25 protein-coding genes and 2 pseudogenes are annotated in these 22,299 nt (G+C 68.0%); 13 read left to right on the forward strand and 14 right to left on the reverse strand.

The window, feature by feature from the left end; all coding sequences use genetic code 11:
* Positions 1–3: 3 nt before the first annotated feature.
* Positions 4–1,272, reverse strand: coding sequence for an MFS transporter (locus tag ACZ53K_RS33925; protein WP_468844368.1), 1,269 nt, complete (start codon positions 1,270–1,272; stop codon positions 4–6).
* 54 nt (positions 1,273–1,326) lie between these two features.
* Between ACZ53K_RS33925 and ACZ53K_RS33930 the strand changes: the two genes are divergently transcribed.
* On the forward strand, positions 1,327–1,869 hold the full coding sequence (locus ACZ53K_RS33930; RefSeq protein WP_468844371.1) for a CGNR zinc finger domain-containing protein: 543 nt from the start codon (positions 1,327–1,329) through the stop codon (positions 1,867–1,869).
* A gap of 72 nt (positions 1,870–1,941) precedes the next feature.
* Here ACZ53K_RS33930 and ACZ53K_RS33935 read toward each other — a convergent pair whose 3' ends face one another.
* The 6 genes from ACZ53K_RS33935 to ACZ53K_RS33960 all read right to left on the reverse strand — a co-directional run bounded on the left by ACZ53K_RS33935 (position 1,942) and on the right by ACZ53K_RS33960 (position 8,381).
* The gene (locus tag ACZ53K_RS33935) at positions 1,942–3,294 is read right to left on the reverse strand and encodes a preATP grasp domain-containing protein (protein WP_468844374.1); all 1,353 of its coding nucleotides are present in this window, start codon (positions 3,292–3,294) and stop codon (positions 1,942–1,944) included.
* 79 nt (positions 3,295–3,373) lie between these two features.
* A complete protein-coding gene (locus ACZ53K_RS33940) occupies positions 3,374–3,781 on the reverse strand; it encodes a thioesterase family protein (protein WP_468844376.1) in 408 nt (135 codons plus the stop codon).
* Between the two features lie 37 nt (positions 3,782–3,818).
* Positions 3,819–4,970, reverse strand: coding sequence for an acyl-CoA dehydrogenase family protein (locus ACZ53K_RS33945; protein WP_468844379.1), 1,152 nt, complete (start codon positions 4,968–4,970; stop codon positions 3,819–3,821).
* A gap of 73 nt (positions 4,971–5,043) precedes the next feature.
* Complete coding sequence (locus ACZ53K_RS33950) at positions 5,044–6,324, reverse strand: aminotransferase class III-fold pyridoxal phosphate-dependent enzyme (RefSeq protein ID WP_468844381.1); 1,281 nt, start codon at positions 6,322–6,324, stop codon at positions 5,044–5,046.
* A 118-nt stretch (positions 6,325–6,442) separates the two neighbouring features.
* The gene (locus tag ACZ53K_RS33955) at positions 6,443–7,423 is read right to left on the reverse strand and encodes a 3-oxoacyl-ACP synthase III family protein (protein WP_468844383.1); all 981 of its coding nucleotides are present in this window, start codon (positions 7,421–7,423) and stop codon (positions 6,443–6,445) included.
* A 451-nt stretch (positions 7,424–7,874) separates the two neighbouring features.
* Positions 7,875–8,381, reverse strand: coding sequence for a zeta toxin family protein (locus tag ACZ53K_RS33960; RefSeq protein WP_468844386.1), 507 nt, complete (start codon positions 8,379–8,381; stop codon positions 7,875–7,877).
* Positions 8,382–8,593: 212 nt separating this feature from the next.
* On the opposite strand from ACZ53K_RS33960, the gene ACZ53K_RS33965 reads away from it, so the two are divergent.
* Positions 8,594–9,433 (forward strand): IS5 family transposase, encoded by an 840-nt coding sequence (locus ACZ53K_RS33965; RefSeq protein ID WP_468844388.1) that lies wholly within the window; start codon positions 8,594–8,596, stop codon positions 9,431–9,433.
* 41 nt (positions 9,434–9,474) lie between these two features.
* Here the strand turns inward: ACZ53K_RS33965 and ACZ53K_RS33970 are convergent, their stop codons facing one another.
* The 6 genes and pseudogenes from ACZ53K_RS33970 to ACZ53K_RS33995 form a co-directional block, all read right to left on the reverse strand.
* Positions 9,475–10,302 carry a class I SAM-dependent methyltransferase gene (locus ACZ53K_RS33970; protein ID WP_468844391.1) on the reverse strand — a complete coding sequence of 276 codons (828 nt, stop codon included), beginning with the start codon at positions 10,300–10,302 and terminating at the stop codon, positions 9,475–9,477.
* Positions 10,299–10,793, reverse strand: a complete 495-nt coding sequence (locus ACZ53K_RS33975; protein WP_468844394.1) for a lasso peptide biosynthesis protein — start codon at positions 10,791–10,793, stop codon at positions 10,299–10,301. The genes ACZ53K_RS33970 and ACZ53K_RS33975 overlap by 4 nt, the downstream gene beginning before the upstream one ends.
* Positions 10,790–11,068: a PqqD family protein gene (locus ACZ53K_RS33980; protein WP_468844395.1), complete on the reverse strand. Its 279-nt coding sequence runs from the start codon at positions 11,066–11,068 to the stop codon at positions 10,790–10,792. Before ACZ53K_RS33980 ends, ACZ53K_RS33975 begins: the two co-directional genes overlap by 4 nt.
* Positions 11,046–12,785 (reverse strand): asparagine synthase-related protein, encoded by a 1,740-nt coding sequence (locus tag ACZ53K_RS33985; RefSeq protein ID WP_468844398.1) that lies wholly within the window; start codon positions 12,783–12,785, stop codon positions 11,046–11,048. The genes ACZ53K_RS33980 and ACZ53K_RS33985 overlap by 23 nt, the downstream gene beginning before the upstream one ends.
* Before the next feature lie 125 nt (positions 12,786–12,910).
* A complete protein-coding gene (locus ACZ53K_RS33990; RefSeq protein ID WP_398172141.1) occupies positions 12,911–13,057 on the reverse strand; it encodes a hypothetical protein in 147 nt (48 codons plus the stop codon).
* A gap of 953 nt (positions 13,058–14,010) precedes the next feature.
* Positions 14,011–14,541: pseudogene (locus ACZ53K_RS33995) on the reverse strand (zeta toxin family protein).
* Between the two features lie 257 nt (positions 14,542–14,798).
* Here ACZ53K_RS33995 and ACZ53K_RS34000 point away from each other — a divergent pair.
* The 11 genes and pseudogenes from ACZ53K_RS34000 to ACZ53K_RS34050 all read left to right on the forward strand — a co-directional run bounded on the left by ACZ53K_RS34000 (position 14,799) and on the right by ACZ53K_RS34050 (position 21,028).
* Positions 14,799–15,209, forward strand: coding sequence for a DUF4357 domain-containing protein (locus ACZ53K_RS34000; RefSeq protein ID WP_468844401.1), 411 nt, complete (start codon positions 14,799–14,801; stop codon positions 15,207–15,209).
* 14 nt (positions 15,210–15,223) lie between these two features.
* Positions 15,224–15,529 (forward strand): hypothetical protein, encoded by a 306-nt coding sequence (locus ACZ53K_RS34005; protein WP_468844404.1) that lies wholly within the window; start codon positions 15,224–15,226, stop codon positions 15,527–15,529.
* 466 nt (positions 15,530–15,995) lie between these two features.
* The gene (locus ACZ53K_RS34010; RefSeq protein WP_468844407.1) at positions 15,996–16,265 is read left to right on the forward strand and encodes a hypothetical protein; all 270 of its coding nucleotides are present in this window, start codon (positions 15,996–15,998) and stop codon (positions 16,263–16,265) included.
* A 196-nt stretch (positions 16,266–16,461) separates the two neighbouring features.
* Positions 16,462–17,538, forward strand: a complete 1,077-nt coding sequence (locus ACZ53K_RS34015) for a helix-turn-helix domain-containing protein (protein ID WP_468844410.1) — start codon at positions 16,462–16,464, stop codon at positions 17,536–17,538.
* A gap of 45 nt (positions 17,539–17,583) precedes the next feature.
* Positions 17,584–18,069: a hypothetical protein gene (locus ACZ53K_RS34020; RefSeq protein ID WP_468844412.1), complete on the forward strand. Its 486-nt coding sequence runs from the start codon at positions 17,584–17,586 to the stop codon at positions 18,067–18,069.
* A 99-nt stretch (positions 18,070–18,168) separates the two neighbouring features.
* Positions 18,169–18,306 (forward strand): annotated as a pseudogene (locus ACZ53K_RS34025) (telomere-protecting terminal protein Tpg); the annotation flags it as partial.
* A gap of 49 nt (positions 18,307–18,355) precedes the next feature.
* Entirely contained in the window at positions 18,356–18,484 is a 129-nt protein-coding gene (locus ACZ53K_RS34030) for a hypothetical protein (RefSeq protein ID WP_468844415.1), read from the forward strand.
* A 514-nt stretch (positions 18,485–18,998) separates the two neighbouring features.
* Positions 18,999–19,217 carry a hypothetical protein gene (locus ACZ53K_RS34035; RefSeq protein WP_468844417.1) on the forward strand — a complete coding sequence of 73 codons (219 nt, stop codon included), beginning with the start codon at positions 18,999–19,001 and terminating at the stop codon, positions 19,215–19,217.
* Between the two features lie 71 nt (positions 19,218–19,288).
* Positions 19,289–19,669 carry a helix-turn-helix transcriptional regulator gene (locus ACZ53K_RS34040; protein ID WP_468844419.1) on the forward strand — a complete coding sequence of 127 codons (381 nt, stop codon included), beginning with the start codon at positions 19,289–19,291 and terminating at the stop codon, positions 19,667–19,669.
* A 333-nt stretch (positions 19,670–20,002) separates the two neighbouring features.
* The gene (locus tag ACZ53K_RS34045; RefSeq protein ID WP_468844422.1) at positions 20,003–20,362 is read left to right on the forward strand and encodes a hypothetical protein; all 360 of its coding nucleotides are present in this window, start codon (positions 20,003–20,005) and stop codon (positions 20,360–20,362) included.
* 168 nt (positions 20,363–20,530) lie between these two features.
* A complete protein-coding gene (locus ACZ53K_RS34050) occupies positions 20,531–21,028 on the forward strand; it encodes a DUF6233 domain-containing protein (protein ID WP_468844425.1) in 498 nt (165 codons plus the stop codon).
* 191 nt (positions 21,029–21,219) lie between these two features.
* On the opposite strand, the gene ACZ53K_RS34055 is transcribed toward ACZ53K_RS34050, so the two are convergent.
* Positions 21,220–22,299: tetratricopeptide repeat protein (locus ACZ53K_RS34055; protein ID WP_468844427.1), on the reverse strand; the 1,080-nt coding region annotated here is incomplete at its 5' end.

Consider the following 22,299-nt stretch of genomic DNA (forward strand, 5'->3'; position numbering starts at 1 on the left):
GCATCAGTGCTCGGGTGCTGTTGGCAGTGGGGTGGTGTCGGCGGGGGCGTCGGCGCTTCGGGGGGCGGGGCGGTGCAGGCGTTCCCCGACCAGGGAGATGACGCCGATCACGGCGGTGGTCAGTGTGCATATGAGGAACGCGGTGCCGGCGGTGGCGGTGCGGAGGATGGCTGCGGACAGCAGGCCGGCCGCGCCGTAGCCGAGGCCTGCGGCAGCGTAGAGGACGGAGAAGCCGGTGGCCCAGGTGCTTTGCGGCAGGCGTTCTTGCAGGGCCAGGTTCCGGATGATCATCAGGGGGCTGTAGAGGAGTCCGCCGACAGTGAAGGCGGCGGTGAAACTCCAGGGGTGGGAGGTGAAGCCGGGGAGCGCGAAGGCGGCGGCGGTGCCCAGGAGCAGGACGAGAGTTTGGATGCGGGGGGTGCCGGGCCAGCGGCGGCTTCCGTACAGGAGGCCGGCGGCCACGCTGGCGACGGCGAACGCGGTCATGACGGGTCCGGCCAGGGCGGGAGAGGCTCCGACGTCCCTGAGGCGGGCGGGCAGGAGGACGTCCGCGGTGCCGATGAGGAACATGATCGATGCGGAGAGCAGGGCGGTGGGCCAGGCCAGCTTGAGCACTGCGCCGGTGCCCACCGATGCTTCCTGCGGGACGCTGGCTTGCCGGAGCTGGCCGGTGTGGGGGATGCGGTGGGCAAAAAATGCGGGGGCTGCGGAGAAGACGGCCATGACGAGGAGCGCGCTGGCGGCGGACAACTGTGCGTACAGCAGTGCGGCCAGGGGCGGTGCGATGGCCCAGACGCTTTGGCTGAGGGAGCTTTCCAAGCCCAGTGCGGCTGGGCGCAGGTGCTCGGGAGTGGTGGAGGAAAGTTGGGCGCGCATTCCGCCGGGCGCGCCGGAGGCGGCGGCGCCGGCGGTGAAGGTGAGGGCGAGGAGGACGGCCGCCGGAGCGTGGGAGGCGGTCAGGGCGAGTGTCGCGAAGGCGGCGGCCTCGACTCCGAGGGACAGGCGTAGCTGGCGGACGAAGGGTTTGGTGTCGAAGCTGCGCCCTATGACGGGGGCGCCTGCGGCTTCGCCCAGTGCGTGGGCGGCGGCGAGCATACCTCCCAGGGCGAAGGATCCGGTGGTGTAGCCGACGAAAACGAGGGCCAGGGGAGCCATCACTACGGGAGCACGTATCAGCATGGCTGCCAGGTACCAGGTCGTGTGGCCCGGAAGGGACAGGATGTCGCGGATGGACGGCTTCGGAGGGCCCCCGGCCAGCTGCTTACCAGTCATGAAAATAGACGGTAACAGCGGTCGCTGGTTTTGTTTACCGCCTATGGTGATGACATGGCGACAACGACGGCGGGGCCTGACGTGGAGGAGTTGCGCAGCTTCCTCAACAGCTGGCTGATCCCGAATGACACCCGCATCCCCACCGAGACGCTCCCGGAACTGGCTGCAAAGCCGTCTCTCTGGCAACGCTCCTTCGCACGGCTGCCCGCCCCGGAAAGCGGAAATGAGGTCGGTGAGCTGATGCGGCTGCGCGATGATCTGCGCGCGGACGTCGAAGAACGCGGCAGCGAGCGGCTCGACTCGTGGCTGCAGCGCCACCCGCAGACGGTGCGCATCGAGAACGAAAGGCTCGTCTACCGAGGGGCTCCGGGCACCATCCCTGAACTGCTCCGCTTGTCGGCTCAGTTGGTGGCCGAAGGGCGCTGGCGCAGGCTTCGCACGTGTCCGGACTGCCGCTGGGTCTTCTACGACCAGTCCCGCAACAACTCCCGCGCATGGTGCAGCATGTACGCTGGAGAAACTGGCCGGGCCTGCGGCAGCATCGCCAAGGTCAAGCGCATGCGGGCACGCAAGACCACCGCGGAGCAAACCGGTTGACACCGTGAACTCGGTCGTGCCGCCCCCGCCGCCATGCCGGTGCGTGGGACACCGGCATGGCGGCGGGGCGGATCAGCAGGTGGCGGCAAGAGCCTGCAGCCGCTGCTCAGCCTCCCGCGCTGCACTGACGCTTGTGCCGTACGTCAGGTACTGGACGGTTTCTGTATAGGGAACGTCGTCGACCAGGAGCAGGGCACCGCTTGTGCCATCGCGCCCGTTAAGGTACTCGTTCCGTCCGACGCCCCACGCGAGCTTCTCGAATGAAGTCACCTGCAGATCATTGCGGGTCAGCAAGGTGTACCGCTGCAGATAGTCGGAGCCGAGCACCCGTTGTGCGGCGAAATGCATATGGGTGCACCCGCCGATTCGGGCATTGACCTCATTGAACATCAGCCTGCCGTCCTGTGTGAGGATGGAGTCGCAGTTGAGATAGCCGCGGTAGCCAGTCTGCTGCAGATACTCCGCCATCAACACTGACCACTTCAGCATGGTGTCCTGTGCCGCGGCGGGAAGAGCAATCGGTGGGACCGCAAAACCGTTCCAGGTTGGTTCCATGCGCATATCGCCGTAGTTCAGCACAGCCGGCCGACACGGCGCATCGGCTATCTGGACCTCGCTGTACAGCGTGCGGCTGTTGGGGTAGTAGACCTCGACGATGGTCTCGCTGGGGCGCAGGCCGACGGGGAAGTCGCGGATGCCGCTGACAGCGGGGAAGGACGATGCCAGGAGTGCCTCTATGCCCTTCGCCGAGATGTCACCGTCGACAACGTGGGTAGTGGAGGCACCGAGAGCAGGAACGGAGGAATCCTGGGTGAACAGCACGTTACCGTAACCGCTGGCGCTGAAGTCCTCCTTGACTATCACCGATCCGGTGTGTGGCAGGAGGTTCACCACAGCGCGAGCGATGGCCCCGCGGTTGCGACACACCTGTCCCGGCGCAACAGGGACGCCAAGACCAGTAGCCCAGATGCGGAAGAACGATTTGCTGTTGAACACGTCGCTGCCGCCCTGAGCAAAAAATGGCAGGCTCGCCTCTGGGAGGCCCAGCTCTCGGGCGAGTGCGGCGATGGAGCGATCGTAGATGTAGGGGGTAAGGGTCCAGCTCCTGTCGGTTACCTGACGCAGTCGGTCAATGGTCTCTGCTGACAGCAAGCTCTCCTGGTCTGCGAACCCCGAGTTCTTCTGGTCAGACTCCATGCTGAGAAACATCACAGACTCGAGGTCCAAGCCCAGGATTGAGGCCAGGTAGGTGCGGAACTCGGGCGTAAGGGGGCGATGGGTGAGCATGGCATCGCCGTTGTGGAGCAGCCATGCGGTGCGGGTGGAGATCGCGTGCTGCTTGTAGGCCCCCTCCGTGCCGAAGCTCGCCAGTGAGCAGCCGAACATATATTCCGATGTGACGTTGCCGACGACCAGTTGCGGCATCAGGGGTCCTTAGATTCGAAGGACCGACGCATGGGCGCCAGTCCCGGCGCGGTGGGCAATCCGGTTTTCTTTGGCTGCGTCAGGCCTTACGGGCAGTGAGCTTGGCGGCGAACCGGTCACGGTCGACGACGGCCCGGGTATGCACGCCGCGCAACACGGTGGCGTGTCGGTCGGTTGCTTCTACCGCGAAGGTCAGCCTCTTGCCGTCGACCTGTCTCAGGGTCGCGGTCAGCTTGACGATCTCACCGGTGGGGGTGGGAGCCAGGTGGGCGGAATCGTGAGCCAAACCCACGGTCAAGGCGGGGGCGGTGACAGCGGCCTCGATCACCTTCATGGCGGTGATCTCACTCAGCCACAGCAAGACTGGCGTAGACAGGACATCCAGCTCGTTGCCCCAGTTCTTGGCGGAGTCTTCAGGGGCAACCCTGTGCTCCAGGGTGGCGGAAGCCCCGATCAGCGGGGTGAGGTCAGGGGAGGTGGTGGACAAGCTGCTCCTCGGCACGAGAGGTGTAGTTAGCCGGCGCCTAGACGGCGGCCGCGTCGGACATGCGGCGCATTTGGTTGAATACGTTCTTGCGCTGCATCTCGGCGGTACCGCCGGCGATTACGGTGCCCAGGGCATCGCGGAGCGCCTGGGCGCAGGGCCCTTCCATGTAGCCAAGGTGCCCGTAGATGCGCAGCCCGGTCTCGGCGCCGAGCTTGAGTGTCTCGCCGGCGTGGTACTTGGCCACCGAGCACATAAGCGAAGCCTGGGGCAAATCCTGCATGAGTGCGTCCAAGGCACCGTAGGAGACCCAGCGCGTAGCTTCGATGGCGAACTTCGTATCAGTGATACGGCCTTGCACATACTGGTGGTCGGCAATCGGGACCTTGAACGCGTGCCGCTGCTTGGCATACTCCAAAACTTCGTCGAGCAGCGGGTCGAGATACGCCGCGGCCAATACCCCGTACAGCAGACGGTCGAGGGAGATCGTGTTGTAAATGGCGTCGATGCCGCCCCCGACGCCCCCGACGATATTCTTTGCGTCCACACGGACACCGTCCAAGGCGATCGGCCCGGTGGGGCTGGTGCGGTTGCCCATCATGTCCTCGGTCGGACCTTGACGGACCCCCTCGGCATGCAGGTCCACCATGAACAAGGTGATGTCTTGTGCTCCCATGGCAGGCACACGGCCCAGGACCAAAGCAACATCTGCGACCGGCCCGTTAGTGATGTGGTCCTTGTGCCCGCTGAGTATGTAGTGGTCACCGGCCTGAATTGCGGATGTCTTGATTCGCGTGACATCCGACCCACCGGTGGTCTCGGTAAGTGCGGTGGCACCGACCTCACCACTGAGCAGACGCGGCAGCCAGTAGGCCTTCTGCTCATCGGTGCCGTAGATCAGCAAGGAGCGGATCAGGCCGGCCTGGGCCAGCATGGAGAGACAGAACCCAAGATCGCGGCCGCCAGCAGCCACGCCCTCGAAAGCGGCGGTGAAATCCCACCACGTACCGCCCTGACCGCCCCATTCGGAAGGTACCGCCAAGCGCCAGATTCCGGCGTCGCTGAGCCCCCGCCAGGAATCCCTGTCCAGGACTCCTCCCTTCGCGCACTGAGCAGCCCGGGGTGCCACCGACTCTGCGGCGAGCTTCTTGTAGCGGCCGCGGAGCTCGGGGTCGGCAAAGTGATTAATCAACGCTAATCCTCGCTTGTGTCTGAGACGGGACGGGCGCGTAGCGCCAGGAGAGAAATACGGACGATGAGGTCCTTTAGCCTTCGGCGGCCAAAATCTCACGTGCGTCGGTGGCGGGAGCTCTGGGAGTGAGACGAGTTAGAGCGCGGTCCAGCCTGAGCGCGAGTTCGTCCAGTTCTTCGTCTGTAGCCGTCAGTGGCGGCGCGATCATGACGGACTCTAGTACTGGGGTGACCCCGGCGGGATAGATCAACAGGCCTTCCTGCCGGGCGATTTCCGTCAGGTCTAGGCTTATCCCGGGGAAGCGGTGCGGATCGGAATGCAGGCCCAGCGCGCGCTGCAAGCCCACTCCGCGTGCGTCCCTGACCAGTGGGTGCCGACAGCGCAGACCGTCCAGCAGCAGGCGCAAACGCTCACCTGCCCGTTCCGCTCGAGCAGGAATGTCATTGTCCTGCAGATAATCGACCACCGCCAACGCGGTGGCTGCCGCCAAAGGAGAACCGGACATCGTATGTCCGAACAGCAAGCTGTCCAACGGATGGTCGAGCGCCTGGGCCACCTTGTCCGACACCAACAGCGCAGCGACAGGCGCGAAACCGGCGGACATTCCCTTGCCTAGCACCATTAGGTCCGGCACGATGCCTGCATGGTCGCACCCGAACCAGCGACCAGTACGACCCAAGCCGGTCATGACCTCGTCCACCACGAGCAGGAACTGGTGGCGGTCCGCCAGCTCCCGCAGCCGCCTGAGCGTCTCAGGGGCGGCCGGCACCGCGCCGGAAGATGCCCCTCCAACCGGTTCGATCACTACCGCACCCAACTGGGACGGGCCAATCCGAGTGATGGCCTCCTCCCAGTCATCGACGTCAGCACGCAGGGCACCGTTCCCCGGGCGCACGCGGGCCACAGTGGCCTGGTTCGCCAGTAGAGCATTCAGATCGCGGCGCCGCAGCGGATGTCCTGAGGCGCCCAGCGCACCGGCAGTCATGCCGTGGTAGCTGGGTTCCTCTGTGAGAATGGTGCATTTGAAGGGACGGTACGCCCGGGCGTGGAACACTGTGGCTAGCCGCAGTGCCATCTCGATAGCTTCAGAACCCGAGTTGCAGTACTCGACCTGATTCAGGTCCCCGGGAGCAAGTCGAGTCAGACGGTCCGTCAATTCCATCTGTGGCTTTGAGCGAAACTGAGTGCGGTATGCAAAGCAGACTTGGCCGATCTGCTCGCGCATGCGCGACGTGATCTCCGGAACCGAATGGCCCAGATTCACATTAATGGCCCCTGAACAGCCGTCCAGGTATGCGTGCCCCTCCTGATCATAAACGAAAACGCCCGCAGCGTGGCTGACGATGGGCAGCATGAGGATGGTCCTTTTCCGGTGAGGTATCGTCACCAGCGAGCAAAGGTAAGATCTCAATGCAGGCTGGTGGAGGTTGGGATGTGTCGCCCTCAGGTTGGAGGTGGGCGTAAGCGAGATCTCAATACCAGGTGAGGACCATCGCCGCTGCGGTCATGCCGCCGCCCACAGCGGCGAGGAGGATACGGTCGCCTCGCTGTAGCGGCCGCTGCGCGTGCTCTTCTTTCAGCGTCAGCGGAATGGAGGCAGCAGCTGTATTGCCGTAGTACGGAGCAGTCAAGGCCAGCTTGGAATGTTCGATGCCGAGTTCGTCGGCTAGGCTGTATACCAATCGAGTGTTGCCTTGATGAAACACGACTCGATCAATCTCGTCAATCGTTAAGCACGCCTGCTGCAGAGCTGCATGCACGGCTTTCGGCACGAACTGCAAGCCCCAATCCCGCACAGAGCGCCCCTCCATCCGGAAGAGGTGCTCGCCGCCCTTCCTTCGCTCGGCTGTCAGCGGCCGACGCGTGCCGCCTGCCTCAACGCGAACGAATGACGTAGCCCGGCCATCAGCGAGCAGCGAGACGCCTTGGATCCCGTACCCGTCAGGGACAGGTCCCAGCAGGACGGCCCCCGCACCGTCGCCGAACAGACTGACCGTACGCCGGTCGCTGCGATCGATAATCGTCGAGAACTTGTCAGCCCCGACGACCAGCGCATGATCAGATTCGCCTCTGGTGGCCAGTAGTGCCTCGGCAACTGCCATGCCATACAGGAACCCTGAGCACACGGCGTTCACATCGAAGGCTGGCACTGTATGCAGTCCGAGCTGATCCTGAACGAACGTTGCGGTGGCCGGCTGGGGTTGGTCCGGCGTGGCCGTCGCCAGAATCACGACGCCCACACGTTCCCGCAAACCAGCATCCGCCAGCAAGGGGAGCGCAGCGCGAACGGCCATTTCAGAAGTGGTCAACTCGGCATCGCCATAGCGTCGTTGTGAGATGCCGGTGCGCGATTGAATCCACTCCTCACTCACCTCCGCCCAACGGCCGATCTGAGCATTATCGACGACTTGAGGCGGCACATATCCGCCCACAGAAGTGATACCGAAGGGCATGACCCTCCTCTGCGATTGCGAGCCGAACGGGGCACTATAGATTTACCACCGTTTGGCCAAGCTGGTAAACAGTAATGTGAGGTACATCACTAAAGCAATCGTTGCGGAATGAGGAGCGGAGGCACCTCAATAAGCCGGTGGCGCAAGCAAGTTCGTAGGTTCCGATGGGAATCGACCTGTACCTCACGCCAGGAAGTGAACGCATTCCGAATGGCAGGGGCCGCGCGGCGCCCCACCGGCCAGATCAACGTTTCTGCTCGGCCGGGGGACGCATGAAGCTCCACGGAAAGCAGCCTCCGACGTCATGCTGCGGCTGCGAAGGGCGTACCAGGCATACGAATTCACACTTGGTTGTGGGTAGCTTCCAGGGTGAAGCTGGGAAGGTTGAACGGCTCCAGGGTGAGTTGGCGGGTTACGTTGCCGATGTCTTCGGGGCGCTGCCGCGGTGGGTTCAGCGACGGTGGGGCGAGTAGCTTGGGACGACCAGCTCGTTGAAGACCCAGTGATGTTCGTCGGGGGACAGGCGGTGGTAGTCGACGCCCGGTGGTTCTTCGCTGACCTGGGCGATCCGGCGCACCGGTTCGGACGGGGCGAAGGCCCGCTCGATGCCCTGCGCCACCGCCAGGTGCCGCGCCCGGGAGATATGCTCGGGGTGCATCCGCTGCTGGACCCCGGCCATCGCCTGACGGAACATCTGGGTCTCGCGTGCGGTCCAGGGTTGTAACCGTTCCGCGGCCACCGCCGCCGCGGCCTCTTCGTCGCGTGCTGCGCCGTCGAGCTCTGTGCTGGCCAGTACTTCATGGTCCCGGCGGAAGACGGTGATACGGTCCGCCAGCCGCTCGGCCTCGACGACCTCCAGAGTGCTCACCAGGGCGCGGCTGCACAGGTCGTGGTTGCTGAAGGAGACATAGCGCCCCGCGCCGGCGGCTTCGACCTGGCCCAGGTAGCGCTCCGGCACGCTGACTGAGCGTTTGGTCCTGTCTCATTGCAGTCTGCGGGGGATTGGCGGATGTGCTGGCTCGGGACGGAAGAGTCCGGTGAGTCGATCGGTGTGGGATCCAGCGGCTGAGGACCGTCTCGTCCCGGAACCTCCCGTCTCCTTCTGCGACGGGGCAGTCCGCAGCCCTTCGCCCCCTCGCCAAGCCGACCGCCGCGCGGTACATCCAAGACATGACCCCGCGCGACGGGTACCCCAGCGACCTGTCCGACGACCGCTGGGCACTGATCGCCCCCGTGCTCACCGCCTGGCGGGCCCGGCGCCGCCGCGACGCCCTGGACATCGGCCGCCCGCCCGAGCACGACCTGCGGCGCATCATGGACGCGATCCTGTACGCGGACCGCACCGGCATCCCCTGGCGCTACCTGCCCCACGACTTCCCGCCCCACCAGACCGTCTACGGCTGCTTCGCCAAGTGGCAGCGGGACGGCGTCTTCGCCCAGCTGACCGGCCTGCTGCGGCGCCGGGTCCGCGAGGCCGAGGGCCGCGACGGCGAGCCGTCCGCGTGCGTGCTGGACTCCCAGACCATCAAGACCTCCGCCAATGTGCCGCTGGCCGGCCAGGGCACCGACGCCGGGAAACGGATCACCGGCCGCAAGCGCCACCTCGGCTGCGACACCCTCGGCCTGCTGCTGACCGTCCTGGTCACCGCCGCCAGCGTCTCCGACACCGCGGCCGGCGTGCAGCTGCTCTCCCGCATCGCCGCCGCCCACCCCCGCATCCGCAAGGCGTGGGTGGACGCCGGCTACCGCACCACCGCCATCGACCACGGCGCGGCGCTGGGCATCGACGTCGAGCCCGTCGCCCGCCCGCCGGGCCGCCGCGGCTTCGTGATCATTCCGCGGCGCTGGACCATCGAGCGCAGCATCGGCTGGCTCATGCACCACCGCAGGCTCGCCCGCGACTACGAAACCCACCCCCACCGCAGCGAAGCCCTGATCCAGCTCACGATGATCGACCTCATGACCCGCCGCCTCACCGGCGAAACCACCCCCACCTGGCGCGGAACCTGACCCCGCGGAACCAGACACCCGCTACAGGACCAAACGCTCAGTTAAGGGACGCTGCACAGGTGGAGGACCGCATCGCGGTGGAGGACGATGCCGCCGTGGGCTTGCATGTGTTCGGCGCCGGCCATGAAGCGGCGGTGGAAGGCGGCGGCTCGCTCGGGTGGCAGCCATTCGATGCCGACCGCCGCCACCTGGGCGTACAGCCGCTCCCACAAGGCGGATGGGCCGGGCACCGGTTGGGGGTTCTCGGCCAACCGCTGGGTGATCCCGGCGAAGCCGGCCTCGGTCAGCAAGGTGGTGGTGTCGCGAGGCGTCGCGGCCTTGTTGGCCTTGGGCGGCGCGGGCCAGAACTCCTCGGCCAGTTCGCGGAGCCAGTGCCAGCAGGCGCGGATCGGGCCCTGCTGCGACAGGGCGACGCGTCCGCCCGGTGCCAGCACCCGGTGGATCTCGCCCAGCACCCGGCCCGGGTCGTCGACGATGTCGAGCAGGTAGCCGGCGGTGGCCGTGTCGAAGGCGCCGTCTACGAAGCCGAGTTGGCGCGCGTCCATACGGCACACGGTGGCGCCCGGGACGTCCCGGGCCAGCCGCCGCACCATGGCGGGGGCCACGTCGACAGCGGTGACGACGCAGCCGCGGGCCAGGGCGGCACGAGTGACTGCGCCGCTGCCGGCTCCCACGTCCAGCACACGGGACGCCGGTGCCGGGTCCGCGAGGTCCACGAGCAGGCGGCCGAGATCGGCTGCCTGGACGACTGCCTCCTCGTACTGGTCCGCATGGTCTTCGAACCACTGCCAGGAACGTTCCCAGACCCCGGACCCGGGCCCAGTTCCGCGCCCGGAGTGCTCCGGGGACGTAGGGCTCTCGGCGCTCATGGGACGCGTTGCAGGACGGTGTAGCCGAGCTGGACGTCCGGATTGTCGTTGAGGACGGCCCCGTACAGCTCGGTCCACGAGTGGAAGCTGTTCCTCGGGACGGCCACCGTGCGTCCCCGGGCGATGGTCACCTGGGCGGGGAGCCCGAGGGCCGAGAGATATGTGGCCAGTGCGAAGGAGCGGGGCAGGCAGAGGCCGTTGGGAATCGTCGCGCGAAGGAGCAGCTGGGAGGTGAGGATTTCGCGTCGGGCCAGGCGTATCGCGGTGCCGGCCGGGAGGGCGGTCAGTGCTGCCGCTCCGGGGCCGGGCCGTAGGCGCTGGAGGTAGGGGTGTGCCGTCTTCCAGCCGTGCCAGCGATAGAGCAGCAGGGCACGGGCGGTACGCGCCATCGCATACGTCCGCAGGCGGACGCTCAACCGCGGCAGGGGGGCCGTTCCTTCGATGTCGGTGAGGAAGAATTCCCAGTCGGGTGCGGTGGTGGCCCGGCTCATGTGCGGTTTCCCTCCTCGCCGACCAGCAGCGTGCGCTCGCGGAGCTGCCTGGTGAGACGGGCGAACCCGGACTCCAGGGTTTCGGCGGTGGCGTCGATCTGTTCCCCCAGGTGGCGGACGACCTCGTCCAGGGTGTCCCGGCGCAGCGCCTCGCGGAGCATCAGGGTCGCGGTCGAGTTCAGGGTCAGGTAGACGCCTTCGCGGGTGTCGAGAATGACGCCGGCGTCGTCGGTGTCGTCGAACACTGCGTGCTCAGCCAGTCGCACGAGTGGCATCGGTGCTCCCCTTCACCGTGGCGGGCGCGCGCCGGGCGTCGCTGCGCAGGAACAGTTCGGTCATGGCGGCGTTGAGCAGCGGTTCGGCGTTGCGGCGCAGGAGCATCGGCTCGCTGAGCACCTCGGTGAGCCGCCGCGGATCGACGACGCCCATCCGTACGAGGTGGGAGTCCGGCCGCCCGATGAGGTCGGCGAACACCTCGCGGTGGGCCAGGACGTAGTTCTTGTGCGGCGAATCCAGCCAGAGCCGTCCGTAGCGGCGCCAGATCCGTTCGGGCAGGCGGGTGGAGAGGATCAGCCGCAGCACCGGCTTGGTGATCATCCGGCCCTGGTACGGGAGGAGCCGGTAGGCGTTGGGCATCCGCGCGGTCAGACGGCGCAGATCCTTGGTCCCGAGCGGGTTGCACAGTTGCAGCCCCCGGGGCCGCCAGACGGTGAGGTCCACGCAGTGTTCCCGAGCCGAGTAGGCGTCGTCGAACCGGTCGTCCGGAACCCCGGCGCGCGGGGTGAGGAAGTCGGTGGCGCGCGCGTTGTCGCCGGTCGGCAGGTAGTCGTCGAGCAGCGAGGAGGACGAGGCGATGCTGCGCAGGATGCGGCTGAGCTCCCAGCGCGAGCACAGCAGTCCGCGGCTCAGCGCGGCCTTCTCCCGCAGGCGCAGGTCTCCGTACAGGACGTCGTGGAGTCCGTAGCGCGTGGGGCCGAAGACCATGTCTCCGTCGCGGCCCCACGTCAGCAAGGTGATGCCGTCGTGCTGTATGCGGTCGGCGATCTGTTCCAGCCACCGGAAGGCCATGTTGTTGTACGGGTGCGGGAACTCCCAGCGCTCGGACAGGTAGCCGTCGCCGTGGTCCATCATGACGGGCACGAACGGCACGCCCAGGTGCTCGCAGACCTCGCGGGCGTAGCCGGACTCGTCGGCGAGGGGATCGTCGGTGGCCTGGTGGTAGGCGGTCACGTCGGCGCCGCACTCGACCAGGGCGGTGAGGACGGCGCTGGAGTCCAGTCCGCCGCTGAGCAGGATGCCGATGCGGCCGCAGCCGGCGTACGGGCGCACCGCCTCCAGGATCAGCTCGTAGGCCGTCCTGGCGTATTGCGCCAGCGGGGTGCGCCGGGGCAGGTCCAGGGGGACGATGGGGTCGTACTCCACCGTGGTCGTCGTGTCGCTGTCCATGATGACGACCTGGCCGGGCAGGACCGGCTGCATGTCGCGATAGACGAACACCATGTCGCCGCGGCAGCAGCGCCAGATGGTCTCCTGGTCGAACTCCCGCGGCCCGTCGAGCAGGTCGGACGGGTCGGTCGACCACCGCAGGAGCGGGCCGTCCCTGCGGTAGAGCAGTCCTTCGTTGCTGGTGGCGCTGCGGAAGAGGTACACCTTGCGCTCCGTCACCAGGCAGCCCGCCAGTTCGCCGGGGACGGCCGCCAAGTGCGCGTAACGGCCGGCTTTCAGGGCGCTCGCCGTGCGCTGCACCCATTCCCGCGTCACCGGGCCCGTGATCACTCCGGTCAGGAGCAGGCGCTCGTCGTCCGCGGGGGCGGGAACGCCGGGTGTGCCGGAAGCCCGCCACTGCACGGCGAGGCGGCTCGCCCCCGGACGGCTTGGCCGGTGCCCGAGGGGCACCTCGGCGCGGAAAAGACGCGTATCGGCGGTATCGAAGCGGACGTGCCCGTAGCAGCCCGTCCAGCCCCCCACCGGTACGCGTCCTGTGTCCTCCACCGCGGTTCCTTTCCGGTCATGGTGTCGGCTTTCGTCCATACCGTCAGCGGGACCGGCTGTCCGTCCCGAAACCCCCTCCCCCACAGCCCTTCCAAGACAGCCGTGGGGAAAGAGCAGGCGGGTTCTCAGACGAGCAGAGTGCGGTGGGTCGGGTTGTCGGGAAGGAGGATGCTGCCGTGGGCGGTCAACTCCTCGACGCTGCCGAGGTCCTCGACTTCAGGCTCGACATAGACGCGTTTCGCAGGCGTTTCCTGAGCGGTGTCGTACTTCATGGTCATCTCCCTGCTGCTTCGCCTTACAAGCAGTCCAGCAGCCTTACGGTCGTCCCCTCGGCAGGCCCCGGGAAGGGAGTATTCGGACGTGCCCCGGCGCACAACCCCGTACCGGTGCGTCAGGCGCCGACACGGCTGAGCGTTACTGAGGCTGCCTAGACGATCAGAGCGGTGCTCCATCGGAAGACTCACACGCAGACGGCATGCCTACGGGTCGGCGGGGATCATGGCTCAATCCATGCGCTGCCCGCTGCCCCAAGCACCTGCCGCACACTCGCCGACGGGGCGGGTCGCGGGCGCCTGGCTCAGCGTCCGCTCGCTGCGGGAGAACCGTCGCGGGCAGGTACGTGATGAAGGCCAAGGGGAGAATGTAGGTCAAAGGTGCGCGCATGACCGGGTCGACGGTGCGCAGCGGACAGTTGCCCACGTCGTTGAGTACGGAGTGGACGGCGATGCGCAGGCACTCGCTGCTCAGCACCTCGAAGACCAGTGCGAACGCGGCCGGCTGGGGCCACTTCCAGCTCACCTTAAAGAGCGTTTCGTCCCAGCAGGGGTGTTTGGTAACTCGGGCGCAGACGTTTGGTTCGGGTGATCCTGCGTGTGAAGATCGTGACGCGTGCGCAGCAAGGAAGCAGCTGCGCGCTTGGCCGCCCGAGCGGCGACGGAGGGGGATGGATGTTCGCGGGGAGTACGGCGCGACTGGTAGTGAGCAACGACGACGAGGTGCCGCTGGACCTGATGTTGGAGCCCTGGGGTGACGTTCATCGGATCTTGCCGAAGGAGATGTGCGTCGTTGTCACTCATTCCTCTGCGGAAGATGGATCTTGGCTCGGGACGCAGCTTGGGGACGAGCCGTTCCAGGTTGACCACCGGCGTGATTCGGTCACGGTGTGGGCCAACGGCCACTGCTTCCACCTCTATGACAGGAGGGGCAACGAAATAGACCCGTACATTTACGGGGGGTGCCCGGCCCGGAACCCGGCCGCCTGAAGCAGTGCTTGACCAAAACGCCCTCTGAGCTGGCTGACCGCCTCCGGCACGGCCAGCACCGCGACCTCGATACGGTGGCCGGCCGCCCGGTAGGCCGCGGCCGCGGCCGCGGCACGGAAGGCGTCCGCATCAGCCAGGGCGGTTTCCACCACGGCGTCCAGCCGGTGACGCCGTACGTACGCCTCCACCCCTCCTGCCACCGGCGGGTGTCCGTACGCACCGCGACTCCGGCGCGCCGGTCGTCAGCGGCCAGCAGCGCCGCGCAGGCCGGGTGCAGCGGCTTGTAGAGGTCACTTGCCGATGCGCACCGCGCCGCCGCGCTGGGCCAGCACCTTCTGGGCCAGATCGGCGACGGCTGTCTTGCCCGCGCCTGGCAAACCGGCGACGAAGACCACCACGGTCCGTTCCTGGACGATGGCGCCCTTCGTGCACACCGGCAGGATGACGGTCGTCAGGATGGTTTCGTGCTCCTCACCCGTCAGCACGGCTGCCACCAGGCCCAGTTCACGCAACGACCTCTCCCGTGACTCACTTTCCCTTCATACCTCAGTGGCTCAGGAGAAGTTATCGCATGCCTCTCACGTTCCGCCCCGGCGGCCTTCGGATCCGCGGCTGGGGCCCTTACCGGCAGGAGGTCAGGCCGGTCCTCTGCTGAATCACTGTTCAGGAGAGTCGTACTAAGCTCTGCAGGGGTCCGCAGCACCGATCCGACCCGCCTGACCGTGCTCCGCCCCCCGGGAGGACAAGCCCTGTGCCCACCCTCAGCATCCACTTCGACTCGTCTGTGCTCGCCCACCTGGCCAAGGCCACCGGCGACGAAACCGTGCACGTCACCCTCACCCTCGGCACCAACGAGGGCACGGGCGCGGCTGCCCCCGCCGTTCCGCACGGCCCGCTGGCAGGGCTGATGAAGGCACAGCTCCTTACAGCTGGCGCGGTCCTCACCTTCCGCCAGCGCCGTGCCGGCCGCACCGGACGCGCGGTCGTAACTCCCGACGGGGAACTCATCGTCGACGGCAAGCCCACCCCCTTCGCCTCGCCTTCGAAGGCCGCCGAAGCCGTCACTGGCAACGTCATCAACGGCTGGACCCTTTGGCACCTGGAAGACGGCCGCACCCTGGACGACCTGCGGCAGGAACTCGCCTGCCGCACCAATAAGTAGGAGCAACGCGACGCATGTCGGTCCGACAGGCAGTGCAGGAACTGGTCAAGTCCAAACTCCCGGCCGAGGACCACGCGCTGGAAGACATCGAAGGAGCAGAGCGTCTCCTCGAGAGCATCACCGCTCCGGTCTCCGACGAGGAGGCGCAGCAACTGGCCACGGCCTTCGGGCCCGACAGTTGCTACGGCCTGGCATGGAGCCTGCTCCACCTGATCGAATCAGCCCCGGGGGCTTCAACGGCGACCTACCAACAGGACACGGGAAACTCGTGGGTGCAGCGCTTGAATGCCCGCGTACAGGCTGCCCGGGACCTCCAGTAGCGCTGCCGGCCCTTCCAGCGGGTGGGGCGGGCACGGAGGCGGGTCGCGGGCGCCGATGGGCGGACGGCGAGGCGGCGCGCCTCGCCGACAGTGCGATTCACCGGCCGAGCGCGACGCCGCAGGGTATTCGGGTAAAGCCGTGACCACCGCCTGTGAATGTCGTTGAAGCTGGCACGACAGGGCCCGTGAAGACCAGGTGCGCAGGCGGGGCCGGCCGCGAAACCCAAGGTTCGTCGGCGACTGCCTGGGCGTGTTCGGCACCTGGTTCTGGCGGTATTTGATCGTACTGGTGGGTCGCGTGCGGTGTTTTCCGCCGTGGCCGGGCACACCCTGGAGATAACGCACGGTAGCGGTGGCGTGCCGCCCTGGAGTCGGCGTAGCGTCGCCGCAGAACGAAACCCCCGGGCGGCGGCCAACCAGCCCCGGGGGCTCCATCATCCTGTGCAGATCAAGGAGCGCTACAGCCATGCGTCCTGACCGTTATCCGAAGCCGCCTTCTGCGGGCCGCTTCCACAACGCCGAAGCTAGCATGCCGCAGCCAGGCGGCTTCGAAACGAAGGCGGCGAGTGTTTTTGCGGTCACCGGCACCGCCGCCGCGTTCCTGGCACTGCTGATTCTGCCCCTGATCCTCATTCACCAGTCTCCGCCCGCCGCGGCCGCCGCCGCGGCGCTCGCGGCCGCGACCGCCGCCAGCCGCGACCTTCGCGTGAGTTACCTGCGCATTCGCCCGGCCTGAGCCGCCCGCAGGTACCCGCGGCCCGCACCGCCGCGCCCGGCCCAGGCCTCGGGCCCGGCGCGGCACCGGTCGTCTCTTCATCCCGGAGCGACGGCGAAGCCTGTCTGTCAGGGGAGGTAAATCCGCCCCGTGCGCGGCCGATCCGCACGGCGGGCGGCGGTAAATCCCCTGCCGCATCCCCCGGAAGGGGCACCTGATGACCGCTGCTGACACCTGCCGCCAGTGCGGCAAGGGCCTCATTTACGCGGGCCGTGGCCGGCGTCGGCTGTACTGTTCGCGCGCCTGCCAGCGCCGCAAGCGCACCCCGGGCCGGGACGTCCGGACCGGGCCCGAACGCTATGAGGTGCTCCAGGCGGTGCACCGCATTACCGGCGCGCTGCTGGACGCCGAGTACACCGCCACGCACGATCTGGGGCAGTGCCTGTCCCGCTCCGCGCGGGCCCGCAAGCAGCTGGAGATCTACGACGCGCTGGCGGTCCTGCAGATGCGCGCCGAGGGTGCCAGCTGGGAGACCGTCGGCCAGGCCGCAGGCATCAGCGCTTCTACGGCCAGCCGCAAGTGGAGCCGCGCCTCCGTCGAAAGCAAGCTCCAGCGGTTCAAGTCCCTGGCCGCAGCCGACCCGCCGGAGAACGCCGGCCCGGCCGCGGTGCTGCCCCGTCAGCGGGGGGCTGACGGCGCGACCCCCGGCCGCCAGCCCCCCGGTGATGAGGAGGGCGGCGGGGGGCTCAGCAGCGTCCAGCAGTTCGCCAACGCCCTCTCCCACCTGCAGCGAGGCAGCACCAAGCCGGTCCGCGACATCGCTCAGAACGCCAGGATCTCGGCCTCCTACGTCTCCCGCGTGCTGTCCGGAGAACGCGTTCCCTCATGGTCCGTGGCCCGCCGTATCACCCTGGCCTGCGACGGCGACCCCGCCGCCATCCGCACCCTGTGGCGCGCCGCACGCGGCGTGACGCCGTCCGCCAAGATCGCCTCCGAAGACGCAGTCGGCGCCCTGCACGCCGCCCTGCGCGGCCTGCACCTGTCCGCCGGCCGGCCCGACCCCTACCTCCTGCACACCCAGTGCCAGGGCTCCCTGACCGAAGGTCAGATCACCGATGTCTTCCACGGCCAGTACCTGCCCGACTGGCCCGCGCTCGGCCGCCTCGTCCTGGCCCTCGACGGCCGGCCCGACACCCTGCGCCCCCTGTGGAACGCAGCCCACCCCACGCCCCCTTCACTCGCACCCGCCCGCAACCGCCGCCTCGTCGGCCTGCCCGCCAGCGCCTTCGGATAACCATCCAGGCCACCGGCCGCACTCGCTCGTCCCCGGGGAGACGACATGCCCGCCAACCCACGCGCCACCCAACCGCCCACCAACGTGCCCGTCAGCATTCGCCTGCCGCTGGACTTCCTCGCCTTCTGCCAACTGCGCCACACCGCCTACCACCGCCATGCCCTACTGCGCCTGGGTGAGCAGAGTGCAGCCGAGCGCGCCGTTGAGGACGCCCTGGGCACCCTGGCCACCAACTGGCGCCGCGTCCTCAGCAGCCGGCACCCGGCCCGCCACGCCTGGCAGACCCTCGCAGCGAGCATCGACATCCAGGCCCGCCGCCAGACCAACGCCCCGCCCACCGCGGCCCGCACCCTGTACACCCTGCTGCCCGCCCGCCAGGCCGACGCCCTCCTCCTGCACCTGCAGCACCTGCCCCCGCACCAGGCCGCGGACCTGACCGGACTCGATCCGGCCGTCCTCGCCTACCACCTGGGCGCTGCCCAGCACACCCTCGATGCCCGCATGCCCGGCACCAGGCCGTCGAGGCGCTGATGGACAGTTACGGGCCGCTGGATGAGGAGGATCTGCGTGATCACTACCGTGAGCAGGTCGAGGAGATCGTGGCGGTCAAGCTGGAAGACCGTGCCCCAGGGTGCCAGCGACGTCCGGCTCCAGGAGATCGCGGCCGAAGCGCTCAAGGAGGTGTACTTCCAGGACGGCGGCCGCTGCGCCGGCTCCCTGGAGGAGGCCCGGTTCACGGACATTGAGCACCTCGAGTTCGACCTGTAGCAGCCGTACCCGTTCACGCATCCTCGCGGCGTGCAGCGTTTCCACCCGGGTGAGCGCCTTCGCGGTGGCGGCCTGCTTCATCGCGCTGCCGGCGAACTCCAGCAACAGCTCCACCGTCGCGTGGCTCTTGGCAGTGCCGCAGCTCGGCCTCGGCCAGCAGCTCCGGTTCGCTGGCTAGGCCATCTCAGGTCGACCAACCGTTGCTGGGCCCACCACTGGCGCCGTCGGCGCCACCAGCCGCCGCCCGGCCGGTTCTGGGCCCGTACCTTGCGGATCTGCCCCACGAAGGCCCGGACCTGCGTCTCCTGCCCGGGCGTCCACTCCAGTCCAGTGCCCTCATGGAGCGTCCGTACGGCCTCCTGGACGGTCTCCACGGGTCCCTTCCCGTCCCTCATGCGATGCCCTGTCCCGGCCGGTCATGTCCGGGACGGGGTTCCGTTCTTCCCGTGCGGCCCGTACGCCTATTCCGGTTCGGCGTCGTCCGGTGGGCCGTTGATCGTCGGCGGATGGCCTTGGGGAGCTGAGGGGAGGCGACGACGGGAATGAAGAACCGTCCGAATCTCCTGGTATGCCACTTTATGTCGGAAAACCGGTCATGACCAAGCTAGTTACTCCTGTCTTTTCCCCTTGACGGGAGCCCGGTTGACTGCGGATCAGCGCGACCGCCGCGCTACTCGTTCCGGGAGGCATCCATGCTCGCTGATCCGTCTGCTGTCCGCGACACCTGCGGGGCAACGTCGTGGCGTCGGCACCCCTGCGTCATCGTCATCGTTGTGGCCCTGCTGCTGACCGCCCTCAACCACGTCGTGCCCGTCCAGGAGGTTCTTCCCGCTGCTGTAGGGCTGCTTCCTGTGCTGCAGGACTGCCGCGTCCGGCGCGCCACGCCCCGGCCGGGGGAGGCACGGCGGTGACGGGAGCGATCAGGCGTCAGATGGGTTCGCCCCGTAGGCGGGGCACTGATCCTGCACGGCTGAACACCGCCGTGCACGACCCGGAGTTCGGCCTCCTGCTGAACAGCGATCAGGTCGCCCGGCTCATGACCCTGACCAGGGATTCTTTGCACAGTGCGGTCAGCTCAGGGCGGTTCCCTCCGCACGACCGGAAGATCGGCGGCCTCGTCTACTGGGCCAAGAGCACGGTCGACCGCATCGTTGACGAGCGTTCACAACGCCTTGAGGAAGTCGAACTCCGTGTGGGCGGCCATCCGCTACCGCGGGAATCCGACGCCTTGCCGATGCCGCCCGCCGATGGTGACGAGGTCTTCGGGGACGCCTCGCTGCGCACCGTGCTCGCCCCGGACCACCGGACGGCGGAAGAGGACCCGCAGGCCCAGCCGGCGGACAACGACGTCGTCACGGGATGAGCCCGTCGCGCAGTGCTGCGAGGGGGCCGCCGTGCGAAAGGGCGGAGAGCCGCACGCCACTGCCCAGGAACTGATGGCGGAGCAGGCGACCGTCGGCCCTGCAGCACGGCAAAACCCTCGACACCTTGGTGCGCGCGGTGCAGGCGGTACTTCGGGGACTGTGATGCGTCGGGGGAGGACATCGAGCGCGACTTCGTCGCCCGTACCGGCTGCTGGTCCACGGTCGAACGCGTCGCCCTCACCTACGGGCAGGTTCTCGCCTACGACCTGTCCCCGGCGGAGGGCAAACGCGGCGATCCGCCTGGCCGGCCTTCGCCCGCCGCCACGGCCTCGATGCCGCCCCGCCCGGTGCAGTGGGAGGTCGAAGCCCTGGACCCGGACGAACTGCAGCGCCTGGTCCTCGCCGCCGTCGCCCCGCACGTCGACCGCACGGCCCTGGCCCGCCAGATCGCGCGGGAAGAGGAACAGCGGCGCGCCCTGCAGCGCTTCGCCCGCAGCTGGCCGGACGGCTTCCGCGCCTCTGCCGAGCCGGCGGAGGATGCTGCGGTCGACGAGCCCACCGTGACCTCTCCGGCCGCGCAGGATCCCGCTGCGGTGGAGCGGTTCTGGACGGCGGAGCTGATGCGGGAGGCTGAGCCCTTGCCGATGCCGGACTATGACGAGGACGACGAAGCGAGCGGTCCGGAGGCGTAGGCGGGCCGGGCTGGCGTCGGCACCGGCATCTGGCCGCCGCCGGCCCGGGCCCGCCGTGCTCGTTCGTCTTGCCGGGGAACGAAGCGCGCTGATCCTGCCCTAGTGACCGAGTCGACCTGCGTGGGTGTCCGTGCGGGGTGGGCTGGGTGGTCGTCCTAGGGTCGGGTTGTGGAGAAGTACGGCGAGTCGGCGGCGCACTGGGGCGACGGGCCCTTGGTGGAGGTGGCGTTGCCGGACGGGCAGACGGTCCGGGCCGTGGTCACCCGTCGATGGCGCGACCGGTCCGGCACCTGGTGGTACGAGTGCGAGCTCACACTGCCCGGCCGTGTGGACGCTCCGCGCGGTCCCATCCAGCAGCCACACGTCGTGACTTTCATCGCTCCGTACGGCATCGTGCAGCCCATCGAGGGCCAGAACTACACCATCCTTGATCCTCCGCCGCCGGAGAAGCGCACCCGCTGGCGTGTCGACCTGACGCGGGACGGACGGCGCCTGGTGCACCGCCTAGACTGCGCCGCGGGGTCCGAAGGCGGCCGCCTGGCCACCGACGCCGACGCCCTCCGGCTCCTGGCCCAGGGCCCGGAGGTGGCCACCACATGTGTGATCTGCCGCCCGGAGGCGGTGCTGCGTAAGCTGCCTCCTCCCGCGGACGCTGATACGCCCTGAGCCGGAGAAGCAGACCGTCGTGGGCAGGCTCTCTCGAACTCCGGTGGCAGAGTGCCCCCTCGACGGCCACCGTTCCGCACGACAAGCGGGCTGTCGAGCAAGCAGGACTTGCGCACCATCTTGCAGCCGCTGACCCGGCCGATCTCCTTGACCAGCCAGTACTGGCGGTGACAGCGCAGGGCTGCGTACCGCTACTCCGGCAGGGCTCGATGGATGGTGTCGTGCAGGGAGCGCATGGCGTCGGCTGGGAGAGCGAAGACGTTCGCGATCTCTTCCAGATCCTTCGATATCTCCCGCAAATGGGCATCGGGCGGACCGGCGCGAAGGAAGCTGGCCAACGTCTGCTGGGCTTTCGCCCAGTTCTGGCGGGTGCACTGGATGAGGAACAGACCGCCCAGTTCATCCCTACGGTTGAGGGAGCCGCCGGTTGCGGCAACGCTTTGCAGTTCCTCGGCGCGGCCCAACTCGGACTCCCAGCCAGGCTGCGCCAGCAGGCGCCGCACCATCGCCAACTCGAAAGGGCCCCAAGCATCGCAGGGGTCCAGTTCCATGCCCGCCGCCAGCTCGCTGAGGGCGGCCTCGTAACGGCCCATGAGCCGGTAGAGCCTGCCGCGGTGGATGTGGGCCCAGGGGGTGTCGGGGGCGAGTTCGATGGCGCGGGTGAGGTCGGTGAGGGCGTCGTCGTAGCGGCCCATCGCTTCATATGTGCCGCCGCGCCGGGTGTAGGCCCAGGCGTCGTCGGGGTCGAGTTCGATGGCGCGGGTGTAGTCGGTGAGGGCGTCGTCGCAGCGGCCCGTCATCTGAAAGGTGCGGCCGCGCTGGGCGTGAGCCCGGGCATAGCTGGGCTTGAGTTCGATGGCGCGGGTGTAGTCGGTGAGGGCTTCGTCGTAGCGGCCCATCGACCAGTAGGTGATGCCGCGCTGGATGCGGATCCAGGCGTTGTCGGGGTTGAGTTCGATGGCGCGGGTGTAGTCGATGAGGGCTTCGTCGCAGCGGCCCATCAACTCATAAGTAAAGCCGCGCTGGGTGTGGGCCCAGGGGTTGTCGGGGTTGAGTTCGATGGCGCGGGTGTGGTCGGTGAGGGCGTCGTCGTAGCGGTCCATCGCTTCATACGTGTCGCCGCGTTGGATGTGGGTCCAGGGGTTGTCGGGGTTGAGTTCGATGGCGCGGGTGAGGTCGGTGAGGGCGTCGTCGCAGCGGCCCGTCATCTGAAAGGTGCGGCCGCGCTGGGCGTGAGCCCGGGCATAGCTGGGCTTGAGTTCGATGGCGCG

The organism is Streptomyces sp. NPDC033221 (assembly GCF_055577005.1).

What these genes read in the sequence shown, in the direction of transcription:
- ACZ53K_RS33925 (WP_468844368.1), bottom strand. Translation starts at nt 1,272, where the DNA reads ATGACTGGTAAGCAGCTGGCCGGGGGCCCTCCGAAGCCGTCCATCCGC.
- ACZ53K_RS33930 (WP_468844371.1), top strand. Translation starts at nt 1,327, where the DNA reads ATGGCGACAACGACGGCGGGGCCTGACGTGGAGGAGTTGCGCAGCTTC.
- ACZ53K_RS33935 (WP_468844374.1), bottom strand. Translation starts at nt 3,294, where the DNA reads ATGCCGCAACTGGTCGTCGGCAACGTCACATCGGAATATATGTTCGGC.
- ACZ53K_RS33950 (WP_468844381.1), bottom strand. Translation starts at nt 6,324, where the DNA reads ATGCTGCCCATCGTCAGCCACGCTGCGGGCGTTTTCGTTTATGATCAG.
- ACZ53K_RS33955 (WP_468844383.1), bottom strand. Translation starts at nt 7,423, where the DNA reads ATGCCCTTCGGTATCACTTCTGTGGGCGGATATGTGCCGCCTCAAGTC.
- ACZ53K_RS33965 (WP_468844388.1), top strand. Translation starts at nt 8,594, where the DNA reads ATGACCCCGCGCGACGGGTACCCCAGCGACCTGTCCGACGACCGCTGG.
- ACZ53K_RS33970 (WP_468844391.1), bottom strand. Translation starts at nt 10,302, where the DNA reads ATGAGCGCCGAGAGCCCTACGTCCCCGGAGCACTCCGGGCGCGGAACT.
- ACZ53K_RS33975 (WP_468844394.1), bottom strand. Translation starts at nt 10,793, where the DNA reads ATGAGCCGGGCCACCACCGCACCCGACTGGGAATTCTTCCTCACCGAC.
- ACZ53K_RS33980 (WP_468844395.1), bottom strand. Translation starts at nt 11,068, where the DNA reads ATGCCACTCGTGCGACTGGCTGAGCACGCAGTGTTCGACGACACCGAC.
- ACZ53K_RS33990 (WP_398172141.1), bottom strand. Translation starts at nt 13,057, where the DNA reads ATGAAGTACGACACCGCTCAGGAAACGCCTGCGAAACGCGTCTATGTC.
- ACZ53K_RS34005 (WP_468844404.1), top strand. Translation starts at nt 15,224, where the DNA reads ATGTCGGTCCGACAGGCAGTGCAGGAACTGGTCAAGTCCAAACTCCCG.
- ACZ53K_RS34010 (WP_468844407.1), top strand. Translation starts at nt 15,996, where the DNA reads ATGCGTCCTGACCGTTATCCGAAGCCGCCTTCTGCGGGCCGCTTCCAC.
- ACZ53K_RS34015 (WP_468844410.1), top strand. Translation starts at nt 16,462, where the DNA reads ATGACCGCTGCTGACACCTGCCGCCAGTGCGGCAAGGGCCTCATTTAC.
- ACZ53K_RS34020 (WP_468844412.1), top strand. Translation starts at nt 17,584, where the DNA reads ATGCCCGCCAACCCACGCGCCACCCAACCGCCCACCAACGTGCCCGTC.
- ACZ53K_RS34035 (WP_468844417.1), top strand. Translation starts at nt 18,999, where the DNA reads ATGCTCGCTGATCCGTCTGCTGTCCGCGACACCTGCGGGGCAACGTCG.
- ACZ53K_RS34045 (WP_468844422.1), top strand. Translation starts at nt 20,003, where the DNA reads ATGCCGCCCCGCCCGGTGCAGTGGGAGGTCGAAGCCCTGGACCCGGAC.